17 protein-coding genes and 1 other RNA gene are annotated in these 14259 nt (G+C 64.5%); 7 read left to right on the top strand and 11 right to left on the bottom strand.

Features of this window, described 5'->3' with window-relative positions; all coding sequences use genetic code 11:
* Positions 1-3: 3 nt before the first annotated feature.
* Positions 4-693, bottom strand: coding sequence for an ABC transporter ATP-binding protein (locus Q9K02_RS11925; RefSeq protein ID WP_305933091.1), 690 nt, complete (start codon positions 691-693; stop codon positions 4-6).
* 62 nt (positions 694-755) lie between these two features.
* Between Q9K02_RS11925 and Q9K02_RS11920 the strand changes: the two genes are divergently transcribed.
* Positions 756-1442: an arylesterase gene (locus Q9K02_RS11920; RefSeq protein WP_305933090.1), complete on the top strand. Its 687-nt coding sequence runs from the start codon at positions 756-758 to the stop codon at positions 1440-1442.
* Here Q9K02_RS11920 and recF read toward each other — a convergent pair.
* Entirely contained in the window at positions 1439-2518 is a 1080-nt protein-coding gene (gene recF / locus Q9K02_RS11915) for a DNA replication/repair protein RecF (RefSeq protein WP_305933511.1), read from the bottom strand. The two genes, Q9K02_RS11920 and recF, sit on opposite strands and share 4 nt — an antisense overlap.
* Positions 2519-2750: 232 nt before the next feature.
* On the opposite strand from recF, the gene Q9K02_RS11910 reads away from it, so the two are divergent.
* Genes Q9K02_RS11910 through Q9K02_RS11905 form a run of 3 tightly spaced genes read left to right on the top strand, consistent with a single transcriptional unit; the run spans position 2751 to position 3240 of the window.
* Complete coding sequence (locus Q9K02_RS11910; protein ID WP_278328117.1) at positions 2751-2870, top strand: recombination protein F; 120 nt, start codon at positions 2751-2753, stop codon at positions 2868-2870.
* Positions 2871-2905: 35 nt separating this feature from the next.
* Complete coding sequence (locus tag Q9K02_RS14560) at positions 2906-3022, top strand: recombination protein F (protein WP_422785429.1); 117 nt, start codon at positions 2906-2908, stop codon at positions 3020-3022.
* Entirely contained in the window at positions 3019-3240 is a 222-nt protein-coding gene (locus Q9K02_RS11905; RefSeq protein ID WP_305933089.1) for a PspC domain-containing protein, read from the top strand. The genes Q9K02_RS14560 and Q9K02_RS11905 overlap by 4 nt, the downstream gene beginning before the upstream one ends.
* Positions 3241-3365: 125 nt before the next feature.
* Here Q9K02_RS11905 and Q9K02_RS11900 read toward each other — a convergent pair whose 3' ends face one another.
* The 5 genes from Q9K02_RS11900 to Q9K02_RS11880 are packed head-to-tail and all read right to left on the bottom strand — an operon-like array spanning position 3366 to position 6930.
* Positions 3366-4148 carry an SDR family oxidoreductase gene (locus Q9K02_RS11900; protein ID WP_305933088.1) on the bottom strand — a complete coding sequence of 261 codons (783 nt, stop codon included), beginning with the start codon at positions 4146-4148 and terminating at the stop codon, positions 3366-3368.
* Positions 4145-4723, bottom strand: a complete 579-nt coding sequence (locus Q9K02_RS11895) for an NUDIX hydrolase (RefSeq protein WP_305933087.1) — start codon at positions 4721-4723, stop codon at positions 4145-4147. Before Q9K02_RS11895 ends, Q9K02_RS11900 begins: the two co-directional genes overlap by 4 nt.
* Positions 4724-4735: 12 nt before the next feature.
* Positions 4736-5413 carry a TPM domain-containing protein gene (locus tag Q9K02_RS11890; RefSeq protein ID WP_305933086.1) on the bottom strand — a complete coding sequence of 226 codons (678 nt, stop codon included), beginning with the start codon at positions 5411-5413 and terminating at the stop codon, positions 4736-4738.
* A complete protein-coding gene (locus tag Q9K02_RS11885; RefSeq protein WP_305933085.1) occupies positions 5414-6241 on the bottom strand; it encodes a TPM domain-containing protein in 828 nt (275 codons plus the stop codon).
* An 11-nt stretch (positions 6242-6252) separates the two neighbouring features.
* Complete coding sequence (locus Q9K02_RS11880; RefSeq protein ID WP_305933084.1) at positions 6253-6930, bottom strand: LemA family protein; 678 nt, start codon at positions 6928-6930, stop codon at positions 6253-6255.
* Positions 6931-7066: 136 nt separating this feature from the next.
* Here Q9K02_RS11880 and mscL point away from each other — a divergent pair, with 136 nt between their 5' ends.
* Complete coding sequence (gene mscL / locus Q9K02_RS11875; protein ID WP_305933083.1) at positions 7067-7576, top strand: large conductance mechanosensitive channel protein MscL; 510 nt, start codon at positions 7067-7069, stop codon at positions 7574-7576.
* Between the two features lie 185 nt (positions 7577-7761).
* Positions 7762-8106, top strand: a transfer-messenger RNA (tmRNA) gene (gene ssrA, locus Q9K02_RS11870).
* Between the two features lie 60 nt (positions 8107-8166).
* On the opposite strand, the gene Q9K02_RS11865 is transcribed toward ssrA, so the two are convergent.
* The 4 genes from Q9K02_RS11865 to Q9K02_RS11850 all read right to left on the bottom strand — a co-directional run bounded on the left by Q9K02_RS11865 (position 8167) and on the right by Q9K02_RS11850 (position 12028).
* Positions 8167-8412 carry a hypothetical protein gene (locus Q9K02_RS11865; RefSeq protein WP_305933082.1) on the bottom strand — a complete coding sequence of 82 codons (246 nt, stop codon included), beginning with the start codon at positions 8410-8412 and terminating at the stop codon, positions 8167-8169.
* A gap of 144 nt (positions 8413-8556) precedes the next feature.
* On the bottom strand, positions 8557-9810 hold the full coding sequence (locus Q9K02_RS11860; RefSeq protein WP_422785428.1) for an N-succinylarginine dihydrolase: 1254 nt from the start codon (positions 9808-9810) through the stop codon (positions 8557-8559).
* Positions 9807-10823, bottom strand: coding sequence for an arginine N-succinyltransferase (locus Q9K02_RS11855; RefSeq protein WP_305933080.1), 1017 nt, complete (start codon positions 10821-10823; stop codon positions 9807-9809). Before Q9K02_RS11855 ends, Q9K02_RS11860 begins: the two co-directional genes overlap by 4 nt.
* Positions 10820-12028: a hydrolase gene (locus Q9K02_RS11850; RefSeq protein WP_305933079.1), complete on the bottom strand. Its 1209-nt coding sequence runs from the start codon at positions 12026-12028 to the stop codon at positions 10820-10822. Before Q9K02_RS11850 ends, Q9K02_RS11855 begins: the two co-directional genes overlap by 4 nt.
* Before the next feature lie 140 nt (positions 12029-12168).
* On the opposite strand from Q9K02_RS11850, the gene Q9K02_RS11845 reads away from it, so the two are divergent.
* Positions 12169-14259 carry a malate synthase G gene (locus tag Q9K02_RS11845; RefSeq protein WP_305933078.1) on the top strand — a complete coding sequence of 697 codons (2091 nt, stop codon included), beginning with the start codon at positions 12169-12171 and terminating at the stop codon, positions 14257-14259.

Raw genomic sequence — 14259 nt, 5'->3', positions numbered from 1 at the left:
CGCTCATGCGGCGGTGTCGGTTGCGATGCGTCCGTCACCCAACGTCAGCACCCGGGCGCAATGCTCGGCGAGTTCGGGATCGTGCGTGATGACGAGCAGGGTCGCGCCGGTTTCCGCGCGGCGGGCGAACAGCAAATCGACGATTTCGTGACCGGTGGCAGCGTCGAGATTGCCGGTCGGCTCGTCGGCGAAAATCAGGTCGGGGCGCGGCGCGATGGCGCGGGCGATGGCCACGCGCTGTTGCTCTCCGCCCGAAAGTTGCGACGGGTAGTGATCGAGCCGGTGGCCGAGGCCGACCGCCTCGAGCTCCGCACGCGCGCGGTCCTGCGCATCGGCCTCTCCCGCCAGCTCCATCGGAGTGGCGACGTTCTCCAGCGCGGTCATGGTCGGCAGCAGGTGAAAGGCCTGCAACACAATACCGATGGCACCGCGGCGCGCATGGGCGAGGGCGTCCTCGTCCATCGAGGCGAAGTCTTGCCCGGCGACCTCCAGCGTGCCGCCGCTCGCGCGTTCCAGCCCCGACAGCACCGCCATCAACGAGCTCTTGCCCGAACCCGACGGCCCGAGCAGGGCGACCGTCTCTCCGTTGGCTATTTCGAGATCGATCCCGCGCAGGATTTCGACCGGTGCGGCGTCGCTACCGAGAGTAAGGGACAGGTTGCGGGCTGAAATAGCGGCTTGAGATGTCGTCACGGCGCTGCGATGGCATGGGGTGACCGGTTGCACAAGGAAACTCGCCGATGCGGCTTTATCATTTGTCGATTGCCATTCTCGTCGCAGCGCTGGCCGCCTGCGGCACTGAAACAGCGGAAGCGCCCGCGCGCCAAGCCGGTGAAACGCCTTCCGTGGCGCGCCCGGACGTCGCCGTCGAGGGGCCGGAGCGGCGCATCCTGGCCTTCGGCGACAGCCTGTTCGCCGGCTATGGCGTTGGCGAGGAGAACAGCTATCCGGCGCTGCTCGAAGACGCTCTGCGGGAGCAGGGCATCAACGCGCGGATCGCCAATGCGGGCGTGTCGGGCGATACCAGCCAGGCGGGGGCGCAGCGGCTGGCCTTCACGCTCGACGCGCAGGCCGAAAAGCCCGATCTCGTCATTCTCGAATTGGGCGGCAACGACATGCTGCGCGGCGTTTCGCCTGACCAGACGCGGGCGAGCTTCGAGGCGATGCTGGGCGAGTTGCGCCAGCGCGATATCCCGGTTTTGCTGATGGGCATGCGCGCGCCGCCGAATTACGGGCCCGAATACCAGACGCAATTCGACGAACTCTACGCCGAACTGGCCAGCGAATATAATGCAGAGCTTATCCCGTTCTGGCTGGAGGCGATCTACCAGGATCCGAGCCTGTTCCAGTCCGACCGCATCCATCCGACGGTCGAGGGTATCGAGGCTCTGGTCGCGGACACGGCGGACGAAGTCGCGGCGGCGCTACCTCAGGTAAACTAGAGCCGCTGGACCTCACCGTTGGCGATCCGCCAAATCGCCGCTTCACTCAAGATGGTGTCGAAAGGGGAAGGCTCGGTTCCGGTGATCCAGACCTGCGCGCCGCTACCGCGCAGCTGGTCGAACAGGGCGGCGCGGCGGACAGGATCGAGATGGGCGGCCACCTCGTCGAGCAGCAGGATACCGGCGCGACCCTGCGCCGCGAGCCCGGCGTGAGCGAGCGTGATCGCCACCAGCATGGCTTTCTGCTCGCCGGTCGAGCTTTGCGCGGCGGGAACGCGCTTCGCTGCGTGGATCACCTCCAGCTCGTCGCGATGGGGACCGGATAGCGTGCGCTGCGCCAGCCGATCCTTGCTGCGTCCTTCGTAAAGGGCCTGCGACAGGCCGTCCGGACTATCCGGCGCGCCCGGCGCATAGGTGATGGCCGGCCGGGCGAAAGGCTCCGCAGGCATGGCAGCAAGGCGCGCCATGAGGGTCTCGATCAGGCGCGCGCGGCCCGTCATCAGCGCCCCGCCATGCTGGACCATCTGCGCCTCGATCGCATCGAGCCAGCCGCTCTCCGGATCGCGCCGGTCGGACAGCAGCCGATTGCGTTCGCGCAGCGCCGCTTCGTAGCGCGCGGCGTGGCTGGCGTGCGCCGGGTCCAGCGCGAGTGCCATGCGGTCGACGAACCGCCGACGGTCGGCGGCAGGGCCGGTGAACAGCCCATCCATCGCCGGCGTAAGCCAGGTGATTGCGAGCCATTCCCCGAGCGCGGTGGCATTCGTGTCCGAGCCATTGATCCGGACTCGTCGCCGCCCCGGGTGGGCGTTTTCGCAATATGTGCCCAAGCGCACAGGCTCGCCGTCCTGCTTCAGGCCTGCCGCGACGGTAAACCCCACCTGGCTCCCGGCGCGCACCATGTCTGCCAGCGCGGCGCGGCGCAGGCCACGGCCCGGCGACAGGAGCGACAACGCCTCAAGCACATTGGTCTTGCCCGCCCCGTTCTCGCCCACCAGCAGGTTGAAGCGCGCCGTGCCCGAAAGCTCGGTCGCGGCATGATTGCGGAAGTCGGAAAGGGCAATTCGATCGAGCGCCATGGTCGGCTGCAGCGATAGCGGGCGGTGCGTCATGCCGCCACTCGAAACCCCGGCTCTAAAAAGTGGTGAAATTTCCCAACCTTTCGGATCGATGAACGGCGTTGGGGCGCTCGGTTCAGTTAAGAATGGCTGAAATCTGCGGTTTTTCGAGTTTGGCACGCCTCCTGCAAAGCATTGGTCAACCCGGATGGTCCGGGGGAAACAACAGACCAAGGTTCAAGGAGACCACCAAATGTCCGCTTTCGATTATGCCAGCAACCGCGCTCTCGCCGCCGTTTTCGCTCTCGCCGTTTCGGCCGTCAGCATGGCGATGGCCATCGTCCCCGCAAGCCCCGCCGTCTTCGTCGCCTGACGTAGACCGCAACTCGATCAACAAGGAAGGAAACGATGTTTAACTCTGAAAACTCCAGCAAGCTTTTCGCAGCTGCTTTCTCGCTGGCCCTCTCGGCGGTGTTCTTCGCCACGGCCATCATCCCCGCTTCGCCCAATGGACTGATCGCATGAACGACCTGAAATTTCGTGACACCGACCACGCCGTCCGCCCCGCCAAGAGCTTCGCGCTCGACCGCAGCAACGGCAAGCTGATGGGCGTATGCTCCGGCATCGCCGACTACTTCGGCATCGACGCACTCTGGGTTCGCCTGGGCTTCGTCGCAGGAACGCTGCTCGGTTTCGGCAGCTTCATCCTGATCTACCTCGCGATCGCGCTGATCGCGGATTGAGCACGGCCCCGCGCCGTCCGACCCGGTTTTCGTGTCGGCCGTGCCTTCAATTTCGAGAAAACCGGGAGGGGCCGTCGGGCCCCTCTTGTGATTCCAGCCCCCTGAGATTCTAACGGCTGTGGAGATCACATCGCCGAAATGCCGCCATCGAGCTTGAGTTCGGCCCCGGTCATAAACCGGCTCTCGTCACTGGCGAGATAGACCACCGCATTCGCGATATCGTTCGGTTCACCGACGAACTTGAGCGGGATCTGCCGCGCCAGCTTGTCCATCAGCACACCCTTGTCGAGATTGTGGTTCTTCGCCGTCCCGTCGAGGATCGGCGTATCGACGAAGGTCGGGTGCACCGAATTGCAGCGGATCTGCATGTGCTTCTTCGCGCAGTGCAGAGCGATCGACTTGGACAGCATCCATACCGCCGCCTTGGACGAATTGTAGGCCGGCATGGTGTCGCTGGCGATCAGCCCGGCAATGCTGGAAATGTTCACGATAGAGCCCGGCGCATGCTCGCGCATCAACGGCAGCGCCTTCTGGCAGCCGTGGAAGATCGAATCGACATTGATCGCGAAGCAGCGCTTCCAGTCGTCGAAATCGCAGGTCTCGATGTTTCCGCCGACCCCGATGCCGGCATTGTTGACCAGCACGTTGAGCCCGCCGAGTTTCTCGCGCGCCGCATCGACGGCGGCTTCCCATTGACCCGGATCGGTGACGTCGTGCTGAAACCCGAAGGCCGTGCCGTCGCCCAGCTGTCCGTTGATCAGCGAAGCGGTTTCTTCCGCCCCGGCGCCGTTGATGTCAGTGCACAGCACCCGTGCGCCTTCTTCCGCCAGCCGCGTCGCGTGCGCCCGGCCCAGACCCTGCGCCGCGCCTGTCACCAAGGCCAGCTTGCCCTCACACCTGCCGCTCATCCACTCTCTCCCAGAAAACTGTCCAGCGACGCCATCAGCATCGCAATTCGTACATCCACACCGTGACCCATCGCGCGCCAGCGGGCAACGAATTCCGGCAACTGCGTGCGAGGCACGTGGTGGACGACGATGTCTTCGCTGTCCGTGCCGCCACCTTCGCCGGTTCTGGTCAGCCCGTGCGCGCGCAGCAAGGTGAAGCTTTCGCTCACCATGCCGGGCGAGGAATAGAATTCGCCGAGCTTCTCCATTCGCGCAGCGCGATAGCCGGTTTCTTCCTCGAGCTCGCGAATGGCGGCCGTTACGTCGCTTTCGCCGCTCTTGTCCTTGTCGTCGCCGATGAGGCCGGCCGGGATTTCGAGGCAGATGCGGCCCAGCGGCACGCGGTATTGCGAGACGAGGATCACGCGATCCTGATCGTCGATGGCGATGATAGCGGCGGCCCTGATCCCGCGCGAGCGGCTGGCATATTCCCAGCGACCCCGCCGTTTGGCAGTGACGAAGCGGCCCTGCCACATGGTTTCTTCGGGCAGGTCGGCGTCCGGGTCGCGGCCCGGGGTTTCGATGGGGTCGGTCATTGCCCGGCAGGCTTAGACTTCGATCAGCCGGTCCGGCAACTCATTCTGATCCTCGTCGCCGCGCGGGAAATGCTCCGCCAACACTGCGCCGACATCGCGCACGCCCGCCGCAAGTCCCTCGGCCAGACGGCCCTGTTTGATCTCGACCAGCATGTCGGCCATCGCTTCGCCCCAGACCTCCGCCGGGACGATCGCGGCGATAGGCTCGTCGGCGACGATCTCCGCGCGGTGTTCCTGCATCGAGAGGTAAAGCAGCACGCCGGTGCGCCCATGGGTGCGCCGTTCCGCCCCGACCTTGAAGTGCTTGATGGCGGCAGCGCGGACACGTGCCTGCTTCGCGGGCGAGGGCGTCAGGGCGAACCGAAGCGGATCCCAAGACAGCAGCAGCCAGGTCAGCGCGAAGCCGATCAGGCCCAGCGCAATCGTCATGGTGGCGAGTTCGCCGGTCGTCCATTCGTGCATCCACCCGCCGACGAGTTCGTCCCAAAGGTCCATGAATGGCTTTGGCAGAACGGCAAAAAGGCTCATCAGTGTGAAGGCCACGCCCGCCGCCCACACCAGAACGACATCGGAATATCCGTCCGACCGGTCCGCCAGCACAGTGACGATCTCGCCCGAGGTCGTGCCCTCCGCGGCCGCAACGGCATCGCTGACGATTGTGTGCTGCGCTTCGTTCAAATAGCGTGCCATCTACCACCCCCCGGAGGCGCCACCGCCTCCGAAACTGCCGCCGCCGCCGGAGAAGCCGCCGAAGCCGCCGCCTCCTCCGCCGAAGCCGCCACCGCCCCCCCAGTCGTCGCCACCGCTCAGCGCGCCGCGCGCGATGGCCGAGCCGACTTCCCACAGGATGATGTCGCCCGCTGCCTGTCCCAGCCGTCCGCCACGGCCATAGCGCCGCCGCTTGCCGCGCCGCAGCATCGGGATGATGAAGAAAAAGAAGATAAAGGCGATCCAGATCGCGCCCCCGAGCGGGAAACCACCCCTGCTCTCGCGCGCCTCTTCGGCCTGCTGCGCAACCTGCGCGGCTTGTTCTGGCGGCAGTTCGAGCTGGGTGATGATTTCATCCGCCGCCCAACTGATCCCGCCGGAATAGTCGCCCGCGCGGAAATAGTCCTTCATGCCCTCGATATATTCGAAGGCGAGGCCATCGGGGATCGTGCCTTCGAGGCCATAGCCAACCTCGATCCGCATCCGCCGCTCGTTCGGGGCGACGATCAGGATGATGCCGTCGTTGCGCTCCGCATCGCCCAGAGCCCATTCGCGGCCCAGGCGATAGCCGTAGTCCGCGATGTCGTAGCCTTCGAGATCGGGGATCGTGGCGATTACGAACTGGCGCTGGTTCGCTTCCTCGAAGGCATCGAGCTTGGCGGTAAGCTCGGCCTCGGTCGCCGGGTCGATGATATTGGCCGCATCGACAACGGGAGCCGTCCCGCGCTCGGGAAAGTTCTGCGCCGCAGCGGGCAGCGCAAAGCCCAGCGCGGCGGCGCAGATCAACAGCAGTCGCAGCAAAGCCTGCATTGCAGGGCCGCTCAGTTGGCGGCTGCGGCGTCGGCAGGCTCGCTGGTGTTGTCGTTTGCCCCTGCGCCAGTGGCAGTGTCGCCGCTGGCGCGCATGTTGAGTTCTGGAGCGGTTTCCGCGCCTTCGCTCACTGCTTCGTAGGGCACCATCGGCTCCGCACCGTGGATGATGTTCGCTCCGATCGTGTCGGGGAAGGTGCGGATGGTGGTGTTATACTGGCGGACCGCCTCGTTATAGTCGCGGATGGCGACACGGATGCGGTTCTCCTGGCCTTCGATCTGGGTCATGAAACGACCGAAGTTTTCCTGGCTGCGAAGTTCCGGGTAGGCTTCGACATTGGCCATCAGGCGCGACAGCGCGCCGCCGAAGGTGTTCTGGGCCTGCTGGTACTGCGCCATGGCTTCGGGATTGTTGAGATCGTCGCCATCCAGCTGGATTTCCGGGCGCGTTGCGGAAGCGCGGGCCTGGATTACACCCTCAAGCGTTTCGCGCTCCTGCTCGGCCGAGCTCATCACGATCTGCTCGAGATTGGGGACGAGATTGGCACGCTCCTGAAAGGCGGCCTCGACGTCTGCCCATTTGGCCTTGGCGTTCTCTTCCGCAGTGGGCACCGAGTTGATGCCGCATGCCGACAGGGCGAGCGCCGCTGCGGCAACTATCGATGTTCGAAGGGCGGCGAAACGGGTCATGGGGAGGGTCCTTTGGTAGTATTACGGTACTGACTTATGAAGATAGCACACCTCGCCGATCATTCAAGATTAACGACGTGCTTGTGGGCAAATTCGCTCTGTGCCAGAAAACATGGCGAAAAAGGGGTTAATGCGGATGAGCCTGGGTACGGAATTCAAAAAATTCATCGCACGCGGCAATGTGATCGACCTCGCCGTAGGTGTGGTCATCGGCGCGGCGTTCAGCGGCATCGTGACACAGCTGACCGAGGCGATCCTGATGCCGCTGATCGGCTGGATTTTCGGCGACATCGACTTCTCCAACTGGTTCTTGCGGCTCGGTGAGATACCCGAGGGTTACGAGGGCGCGCTCGACAATTACGAGCAGCTGAAGGAAGCCGGGGTTGCGATGATCGGATATGGCGCGCTGATCACCGCCATGATCAATTTTCTCATCGTGGCCTTTGCGCTGTTCATGCTGGTGCGCAGCGTCAACAAGGTCAGCGACGAGATCAAGGCCAAGCAGGCGGAAACCGAAGACAGCTCGACGAGCGACGAGGTGCCGACCGATCCGCAGCTCGATGTGCTGAAGAAGATTCTCGCAGAATTGCGGAAGGGCGATGCGGCGACGCCGGACTACGCGGCCGAGAAGGGGCCGATGGGGTAGGGGGTTTTTGGTCGCGTGCGGTCGGGACATCCGTCCCGACTTTGCTGTTCCGTCCCACGCCCCCACCCGGCCACCCACGGCACTATACTGTTTGGGTGGCCGGGTGGCGGCGAGGGATGGAACAGCTTAAGCCTACGACGGAAGTCGAAGTCGCACCAAACCATGAACCCGACAAAAACCCCTGCTCACTTCACATTAAGCTGCGACGCTCTATATAGAACCTCGCCGGTTTCGACCGGCTATGGCGATAAACTGCGCCGTGCAATAGGTACAACGGACCCGGGGGCAGTACCCGGCGGCTCCACCACAACCCGCGATTTTACGCGGTTTCTGACGGGGCCGAACTAGGATCGACGTGTGCTGAAAGACGGTGTTTTCGCCCGGGCTGAGTATCCCGTGAAACTGTTCACAACACACAAGTGCCAACGATAACGAAGCACTCGCTCTCGCTGCGTAACCTGACGGGCTAACGCCCTGATCTTACAAAGCTAAAGCGCGGTCGGACCCACCGGGCAACAGAAGCGGATTCCGGGGCTCCGGGGGTAGCTAGCAACAGAAACCCCCACCTTCTTCTACGATAATATCTGGACTTAGTCTTCGCTGTCCTGAGAGGTTGCCGCCGCCTCGCGCTCATATCGGATCGCGTCGAGGATTTTCGCGCCGCCGAGGAACACCGCGCCGGCCGTCGCGGCAAACAGCAGATAGCCGCCCACACCGGGATATTCGACCGTGTAATGCGCGCCGCGGGTCATGGCGCCCAAGGCGAGGGCGAAGATGATCAGATACGCTTCGAAGCGCGTCTTGATCACGAACAGCCGTTTCACCTTGGTCAGCACGCTTTTGCGGTCTCCGTTTCTTAACCCTTCATCGTGCAAACCCCGTGCCAAGCGCGCGGTTCCGCCGATCGAATGGTTAACTCATCGCCGAGTGTAAGCGCTGCCGACGCGCAGTCCAGCGCGTTAACCACCTAAATCCGTGAGTTATGCCAGTTCGTCCAGCGACAGGACGGCCAGCAGGGCCTCGCGCGCTTCGATCACGGTCTTTGCCAGAGCTTCGTTGCCGATATCGGCCGGATCGATCTGCTCGGGCCAGGTCTGGGCGATGATTGATTCGATCCGCTCCGCCCGCTGCTCGTCGAGCAGGAAGCGGGCGTCTACCGTGGCGGGGTCGGCGACGACGCGCAGCCGCAGGCAGGCGGGGCCGCCGCCATTCGCCATCGACTGGCGGACATCGACGGGGATCACCTTGCGGATCGGCCCGTTGCCCGCGAGCATATTCTCGCACCAGTTCCACACGGCGGCGCTTTCCTGGCACTCGCTCGGCACGACCAATGCGATTTCTCCTGACGAGAGAGTGACCAATTGCGCGTTGAACAGGTAGGTCTTGATCGCCTCGGCGAGGCTGACTGCGCTCTCCGGCACCTCGACCACCTCGAGCGCGGGAAACGCCGCACGGATCGCGTCATAGGCGCCCTGCCGGTCGGCAAAGGCGCGCTCGTGCGTGAACAGCACCCGCTCGTTGGCTACGGCGACCACGTCATTGTGGAACGCGCCTGCCTCGATGGCTTCGGGGTTCTGTTCGATGAAAACGCAGGCCGCGGGATCGAGATCGTGAAGGCGAGCGACCGCGCGGCTGGCCTGTTCGTGCTGGCGTGCCGGGAAGCGGCCACCTGGTCGGCCATAAACGAAGACCTCGACGCCCTTGCTGCCGTGCCCTTCGCAGAATCGCATGTGGTTGGCCGCGCCCTCGTCGCCGAAGCTGGGCGGGACGGCATCGTGGACGGCGAAGTGGTCGCGGTCGCCGAAGGCGATTTTCAGCTGCGCCTGCGTATCGCGCCATTCCTGCCCGCGATGGAGCATCGTCACGAGATTGGCGGGCGTCAGATGGCAGCGCCCGTCCGCAGTATCCGGCGCGGGGCTGACGGTGGCGGCATTGGCGGTCCACATGGAACTCGCGGACCATGCGGCAGCGCGCAAGGCGCGATCGGTGTCCTCATCGACGCCAAGCCGCTCAAGCAGCGAAAAGTTCGGCCGCGGGAGGGGCAGCAGATAGCCCTGCGCCAGCCCGCGCTCCATATTCCCGCGCATCTTGGCGATACCCTGGAGCGCGGCGGCACGCGGATAGGAGGGGTCGCCCTTGTGGCTCGCGCTGGCGATATTGCCGAGGCTGAGGCCAGCGTAATTATGCGACGGGCCGACGATGCCGTCGAAGTTGATTTCGACAAGCTTGCTCACCGCGCGACGCTCCATACCGAATCGCCCTTGGCGACGCCCAATGCTTCGGCGCATTCGGCATCGATCGCGATCGTCCCGTCGTCGCCGATATGGCGCATCCCATAGGCGCTGCGGAATTCGCCGAGCTTGCCGGTGGCGACCAGCGCCCGCTCGCCGTCGTCGAGATCGGTGGCGGAGAGCGTCTTTTCCGCCGCTTCGGCGATGCTTTTCACGCTGTCTGTCCGCGTGGTCATGGTCGGCCCGCCGTCGAAGATATCGACATAGCCTTCGTAGGCAAAATTCTCGTTCTCCAGCATCCGCATCGCCGCGCGGCCGCTGGGGTGCGGAACGCCGATCACCTTGCGCGCCTCGCCGTTGAGCATGGCGATGTAGACCGGGTGTTTCGGCATCAGATCGGCGATGAATTGGTTGCCATTAATGGCGTTGAAATAATCGGCTTCCTGGAAGGTCATGCCGAAGAAGCGCCCTGCGACCCCGTCCCAGAAGGGCGAGCCGCCGCGATCGTCGATCACGCCGCGCAATTCGGCGAGGATCCGGTCTGCAAAGCGCGCGCGGTGCATGGCGATGAACAGATAGCGGCTGCGCGCCAGCAGCAGGCCGAGCCCGCCGGCGCGTTCGCCCGGATGGAGGAACAGGCCGCCCACTTCGCTCGACCCCTCGAGATCGGTAACGAGGCTCAGCAATTCGGCGCGCACCGTGCGGTCGAGTTCCTGGCTATGCTGGGTCAGCGTGGTCAGGCGATAGGAGTAGAAGGGCCACTGCTGCCCGACCTGCGTGAACAGCTGGCAGGTGCCGCGCACCTGGCCGTTTTCGCTATTCTCCAGGACCAGCGTAAACACGTCATCGCCCAGCGTGTTCTCGGTACGGGCGAAGGCTTCTTCGGCGCGCTCCAGCTTTCTGGTTAGCGCGGCGCGATCTGCGGGCAGATTGGTGAAGCCGCCACCGGTCAGCTTGGCCATCTCGTAAAGATGCTCGAGGTCGCCGATCTGCGCGGCGCGCAAGCGAAAGGTCACAGGGGATCTCCGGTCGAAAGCCTGGTCAGCACCAGCGCCGACAGGGCGGCGCGTTCGCGCAGGGATGGCACGATCATGAACTCGTCAGGCGAATGGATCGCCCCGCCGCGCACGCCCATGGTATCGACCACCGGAACGCCGGTGGCCGCGATATTATTGCCGTCGCACACGCCGCCCGTGCTCTTCCAGCCGATCTGCTGACCAAGCTGGGCACCGCAGTCTTTCACGAGATCGAACAGGCGCTGCGCTTTCCCATCGACTGGCTTGGGCGGCCGGGTGACGCCGCCGTGGCGGTGGACGCCGACTTCGTGCTCGGCCTCGATAAGGCGCAGGATCGCGTCGAGCTCGCCATCGAAGCGCTCCATCGCGTCGGTTGACTTGGGGCGGATGTTGAAGCGAAGGACTGCGAGGTCGGGCACGACATTGTTCGCCGCACCGCCCTCAATCTTGGCCGGATTGACGGTGATGTCCTCGGCCTCGAGCGCCTTGACGCGCAGCACCAGGTCGCTTGCCGCGACAATAGCGTTGCGCCCGTCCTGTGGATTGCGGCCCGCGTGCGCGCTCTTGCCGGTCATCGTGACCGAGTAATTACCCGTGCCGCCGCGCGCATGGGCCAGCGTGCCGTCGGGAAGAGCGGAGGGTTCGTAGGTCAGCGCGGCGTATTTGCCACGCGCCAGCTCCTCGATCAGGCCGCGGCTGGCGAGGCTGCCGGTTTCCTCGTCCGAATTGATCATAACATCGTAGCCGACGCGCGATGCGCCCTCGGTCGTCTCGAACAATTTCAGCGCATGGAGGATGACGTCGAGGCCGCCCTTCATGTCGGCGGTGCCGGGGCCGTTGATCGTCTCGTCGTCGAGCCAGCTAACCTCCTGGAACGGGTGATCTGCCGGGAAGACGGTATCCATGTGCCCGGTGAGCACAAACCGCCGCTCCGCCTCTGGCCGCACACGCAGGACCATGTGTTCGCCATGCGGTTTCTCGAACTCGCGCCCCTCGGCGGAGATTGCGGTGACGGTCGCGGGCTCCAGCAGCTCGACCTCGCCGGGAAGCTGGCTAAACGCATCGGCAAGCTTGCCCGCCATGGTGGCCAGCCCGTCCAGATTGCCGGTGCCGGTGTTGATCGCCGCCCAGTCCTGCACCTCGCGCAGCATGGTGTCGGCATCGACGGCATCGAGAAAGGCTTGCGGGGTGGCGTCCGGTTTCATCGGCAACGGTCTCTAGCCATGGCACACCGCAAGTCCACCCCTGCGCACTGTGAGCAGGTTGCAATGTCACGGACCATCGTTATGGAGAACGCCTCCTCCCCGGGCCGAAATTGTGATTTGCATACCCCTAGAGGAGTTCCATGACCGATTATGTGACGCGCGCCGGGATCGAGGTCGATCCGCAGCTGGCTACCTTTATCGAAACCGACGTGCTCCAACCGCTCGGGCGCGATGTGGACGGGTTCTGGCAGGGGTTCGCGACACTGCTGAGCGAGTTCGCGCCGCGCAATGCCGCGCTGCTGGCGAAGCGCGAAGACCTACAGGCGAAGATCGACGCGTGGCATGGCGAGCGCGCTGGCCAGCCGCACGACGCCGGTGCCTATCGCGCGTTCCTGGAAGAGATCGGCTATCTCGTGCCCGAACCGGGCGATTTCACCATCGGCACGCAGAATGTCGATCCCGAGATCGCGACCATGGCCGGGCCGCAGCTGGTGGTGCCGATCCTCAACGCGCGTTTCCTGCTGAACGCGGCAAATGCGCGGTGGGGCAGCCTCTACGATGCGCTCTACGGCACCGATGCGCTGGATGCGCCTCCGGCGAAGCCCAGTGGCTATGACGAAGAACGCGGCGCGGCAGTGATCGCGGAAGGGCGCAAGCTGCTCGACGAAATCCTGCCGCTTGCGAGCGGAAGCTGGGCGGATCTCGAAAGTCTCGACGACCTCGCACTTGCCGATCCATCGCAACTCGTCGGCGCAACCGATAAAGGGCCGCTATTCCGGCACAATGGCCTGCACGTCGAGATCGTAGTCGATCCCGACAGCCAGGTGGGCAAGACCGACCGGCTGGGCATTGCCGATATCAATCTGGAAGCTGCGCTGACCACGATCGCCGATTGCGAGGATTCGGTCGCAGCAGTCGATGCCGAGGACAAGCTGGTCGCCTATCGCAACTGGCTCGGCATCATGCGCGGCGATCTCGAAGAGAGCTTCGAGAAGGGCGGCCGGACGCTCACGCGTACGCTGGCGGGCGACAAGACTTACACGGACAGCGAGGGTGGGGAGCACAAGCTGCCCGGTCGCAGCCTGATGTTCGTGCGCAATGTCGGGCACCTGATGACCAATCCGGCGATGCGCTGGGACGGCGGCGAAATTCCCGAAGGCATCATGGACGCCGTCCTCACCAGTGCAATCGGTGCGCATGATGTCGAGGGCCTCGGCAAGTTCGGCAATTCGCGCTGCGGATCGATCTATATCGTGAAGCCCAAGATGCACGGGCCGGACGAATGCGCCTTCACCAACGACCTGTTCGATGCGGTGGAGGATTTGCTCGGCCTGCCGCGTCACACCGTCAAGGTCGGCGTGATGGACGAGGAACGGCGCACCAGCGCCAACCTTGCCGCCTGCATCCATGCGGTGAAGGACCGGATCGTCTTCATCAACACCGGCTTCCTCGACCGCACGGGCGACGAAATCCACACCTCGATGCGGGCCGGGCCGATGATGCGCAAGGGCGAGATGAAGAACTCCGCCTGGCTCAAGGCGTATGAGGCGCGCAATGTCGGCATCGGCCTGGCGCATGGCCTCGCGGGCCGCGCGCAGATCGGCAAGGGCATGTGGGCCGCACCCGACCTCATGGGCCAGATGATGATTGAGAAGATCGGCCACCTGCGCGCAGGCGCCAACACCGCCTGGGTGCCGAGCCCGACTGCGGCGACGCTCCATGCGATCCACTATCACCGCGAGGACGTGTTCGAGATCCAGAAGGGCCTGCCCGATGCGGCGAAACTGGACGAGTTGCTGACGATTCCGCTGGCCGATGGCGTGAACTGGTCCGAAGACGAAATCCGCGAGGAACTCGACAACAACTGCCAGGGCCTGCTCGGTTACGTGGTTCGCTGGATCGACCAGGGCGTCGGCTGCTCCAAGGTGCCCGACATCAACGACGTCGGCCTGATGGAAGACCGCGCAACGCTGCGCATCAGCTCGCAGCACATCGCCAACTGGCTGCTGCACGGGGTGATCTCGGAGGATCAGGTCATGGACAGCCTGCGCCGCATGGCCGCCAAGGTCGACGAACAGAACGCGGGCGACCCATTCTATGAACCGCTGCTCGAAAACGAGGACGGCCCGGCCTTCAGCGCGGCGAAGGACCTGATCTTCAAGGGCGTGGAGCAACCGAGCGGCTATACCGAACCGCTGCTCCATGCTTGGCGGAGGCGGAAGAAGGATTAG

Origin of the sequence: Qipengyuania profundimaris, assembly GCF_030717945.1 — a bacterium.
GTDB classification, from domain to species: domain Bacteria; phylum Pseudomonadota; class Alphaproteobacteria; order Sphingomonadales; family Sphingomonadaceae; genus Qipengyuania; species Qipengyuania profundimaris.
Note: the sequence above shows the minus strand (reverse complement) of the source record. Positions and strands in the feature narration are given on the sequence as shown.

Excerpts from the sequence above, each read along its gene's own strand:
- Q9K02_RS14560 (WP_422785429.1), top strand. The coding sequence starts at position 2,906 with ATGTTTAACTCTGAAAACTCCAGCAAGCTTTTCGCAGCTGCTTTCTCG.
- Q9K02_RS11850 (WP_305933079.1), bottom strand. The coding sequence starts at position 12,028 with ATGAAACCGGACGCCACCCCGCAAGCCTTTCTCGATGCCGTCGATGCC.
- mscL (WP_305933083.1), top strand. The coding sequence starts at position 7,067 with ATGAGCCTGGGTACGGAATTCAAAAAATTCATCGCACGCGGCAATGTG.
- Q9K02_RS11900 (WP_305933088.1), bottom strand. The coding sequence starts at position 4,148 with ATGAGCGGCAGGTGTGAGGGCAAGCTGGCCTTGGTGACAGGCGCGGCG.
- Q9K02_RS11890 (WP_305933086.1), bottom strand. The coding sequence starts at position 5,413 with ATGGCACGCTATTTGAACGAAGCGCAGCACACAATCGTCAGCGATGCC.
- Q9K02_RS11845 (WP_305933078.1), top strand. The coding sequence starts at position 12,169 with ATGACCGATTATGTGACGCGCGCCGGGATCGAGGTCGATCCGCAGCTG.
- Q9K02_RS11880 (WP_305933084.1), bottom strand. The coding sequence starts at position 6,930 with ATGACCCGTTTCGCCGCCCTTCGAACATCGATAGTTGCCGCAGCGGCG.
- Q9K02_RS11910 (WP_278328117.1), top strand. The coding sequence starts at position 2,751 with ATGTCCGCTTTCGATTATGCCAGCAACCGCGCTCTCGCCGCCGTTTTC.
- recF (WP_305933511.1), bottom strand. The coding sequence starts at position 2,518 with ATGGCGCTCGATCGAATTGCCCTTTCCGACTTCCGCAATCATGCCGCG.
- Q9K02_RS11905 (WP_305933089.1), top strand. The coding sequence starts at position 3,019 with ATGAACGACCTGAAATTTCGTGACACCGACCACGCCGTCCGCCCCGCC.
- Q9K02_RS11895 (WP_305933087.1), bottom strand. The coding sequence starts at position 4,723 with ATGACCGACCCCATCGAAACCCCGGGCCGCGACCCGGACGCCGACCTG.
- Q9K02_RS11885 (WP_305933085.1), bottom strand. The coding sequence starts at position 6,241 with ATGCAGGCTTTGCTGCGACTGCTGTTGATCTGCGCCGCCGCGCTGGGC.